The 2429-nt window shown below is 73.1% G+C and carries 2 protein-coding genes; both read right to left on the minus strand.

All coding sequences use genetic code 11. From position 1 onward, the window contains the following. Window positions 1–1509: type I polyketide synthase (locus A2U95_RS21610; protein WP_240957549.1), on the minus strand; the 1509-nt coding region annotated here is incomplete at its 3' end. A 72-nt stretch (window positions 1510–1581) separates the two neighbouring features. After that, a partial coding sequence (locus A2U95_RS32835) for a phosphopantetheine-binding protein (protein ID WP_240957551.1) occupies window positions 1582–2429 on the minus strand: 848 nt, incomplete at its 5' end.

A 2429-nucleotide genomic window follows, 5' to 3' on the forward strand; every position in this document is an offset into this window, starting at 1 on the left:
CCCGTCCTCCCGGACACGGGCCAGCAGCCGCTCCGCCTGGTCCGCCAGCGCCTCCGGCGACTTCGCCGACAGCACCACCGGCAGCACGACCTCCGGCTCGCCGGCAGGCTGCGGCTCCTCCTCGGCCACCGCCTGCTCGAGGACCACATGGGCGTTGGTCCCGCTCACGCCGAACGACGAGACCGCGGCCCGGCGCGGCCGGTCACCGGTCTCGGGCCACTCCCGCGCCTCGGTCAGCAGCTCCACCGCCCCCGCCGACCAGTCCACCTGGGTCGACGGACGCTCCACGTGGAGCGTCCGGGGCAGCACCCCGTGGCGCATCGCCATGACCATCTTGATCACGCCCGCGACACCCGCCGCCGCCTGGGCGTGGCCGATGTTGGACTTCAGCGAGCCGAGCCACAGCGGCCGCCCGTCCTCCGGGCGTTCCTGGCCGTACGTGGCGAGCAGTGCCTGCGCCTCGATCGGGTCGCCCAGCGTCGTGCCCGTGCCGTGGGCCTCCACCACGTCCACGTCGGCGGCCGGGACCCGGGCGTTGGCGAGCGCCTGGCGGATCACCCGCTGCTGCGACGGCCCGTTCGGCGCCGTCAGGCCGCTGCTCGCACCGTCCTGGTTGACGGCCGAGCCCCGCACCACCGCCAGCACCCGGTGCCCGTTGCGGCGGGCGTCGGACAGGCGCTCCACCAGCAGCACGCCCACGCCCTCGGACCAGCCCGTGCCGTCCGCGTCGTCCGAGAACGACTTGCAGCGCCCGTCGAAGGAGAGCCCGTCCTGGCGGCTGAAGTCGACGAAGGTGCCGGGCGTCGACATGACCGTGACACCGCCCGCCAGGGCCATCGAGCACTCGCCGTTGCGCAGTGCCTGGACGGCCAGGTGGAGGGCGACCAGGGACGACGAGCACGCCGTGTCCACCGTCACCGCCGGCCCTTCGAGGCCCAGGATGTAGGCGACCCGGCCGGACAGCACGCTGCCGGAGGTGCCGGTGCCGAGGTAGCCCTCGACGCCGTCGGGGAGGGACTGCATCAGCGTCAGGTAGTCGTGGTACATCAGGCCGGCGAAGACGCCCGTGCGGCTGCCCTTCACCGAGGCCGGATCGATGCCGGCCCGCTCGAAGACCTCCCAGGACGCCTCCAGCAGCAGCCGCTGCTGCGGGTCCATCGCCAGGGCCTCGCGCGGGCTGATCCCGAAGAAGGCGGGGTCGAACGCGGTGGCGCCCTCGAGGAAGCCTCCGGCGTGAGCGTTCGAGGTGCCCGCCTCACCGTCGCCGAAGAGGTGCTCGACGTCCCACCCCCGGTCGTCGGGGAACTCCGATATCGCGTCCCCGCCCTCCTGGACGAGGCGCCACAGGTCCTCCGGGGAGGTGACGCCTCCCGGGTAACGGCAGGCCATGCCGACGATGGCAATGGGCTCCCGGTCCCGGTCCTCGTACTCCCGCAGCCTGGTGCGCGCCTCGCGGAGATCCGCCGTGGCGCGCTTGAGGTAGGCGAGGTACTTCTCCTCGTTCGGCATGAGTTGGCACTCCTTGAAGGGCGAGGCGAGATCGGCGGGTGGCGGCTCCCGCGAGGGAGCCGCCGCACGGGGTCAGGAAAGTCCCAGCTCGCCGTCGAGAAGATCGAAGAGTTCGTCCGCGGTGGCGGAGTCGAGGTCGGTGACGTCGTCACCGGCAGGCCTGCTGTCCGTCCAGGCCGCGAGCAGCCCGCGGAGGCGCTCCGTCACCTGGGAACGGTCGTCGTCGTCCGCGGGCACGGCCGCGAGCGACGACTCGAGCCGGTCCAGTTCGCTGAGCAGCGTGAGAGCGGTGACGTTGCCCCCGGGAGCCAGTTCCGCCAGCAGATGGCGGGCGAGGGCCTCCGGAGACGGGTGGTCGAAGATCAGCGTGGCTGCCAGTTTCAGCCCGGTGAGCTGGTTGACCCGGTTGCGGAATTCGACGGCGGTGAGGGAGTCGAAGCCGATGTCGAGGAAACCGCGGCTCACCTCCACCGATGCGGCGGAGGAGTGACCGAGCACGGCGGCGATCGCCTCCCGGACGAGGTCGAGCACCAGGCGGTGGGCCTCGTCCTCGGAGCATCGGGCCAGGCGCTCCTTCAGCGCGGCGGCGGACTCCGCGGCGGGCCGCTGGGCGCCGGCGGCCTGCTTGCGCAGGGCGGCCCGAAAGAACGGGCGGAGCAGCGGAGGGAGCATGTCCGGCCGCACCTGGGACTCGTTCGGGGTGAGACGGGCGGCCAACAGGTGTGGCCGCTCCTCGGCGGAGGCGGCCACCGCCAGGTCGAACAGGTCGAGGCCCTGGTCGGCGCTCAGCGGAACGAGTCCCGCACGCGCCATGCGGGCGATGTCGGCCGGGGTGAGTTCTCCCAGCATGCCGCTGTCGGCCCAGGGTCCCCAGGCGAGGGAGGTGGCGGGCAGGCCGGTGGTGTGGCGGTGGGTGGCGA

Origin of the sequence: Streptomyces chilikensis (assembly GCF_001642695.1) — a bacterium.
Taxonomy (GTDB): Bacteria; Actinomycetota; Actinomycetes; order Streptomycetales; family Streptomycetaceae; genus Streptomyces; species Streptomyces chilikensis.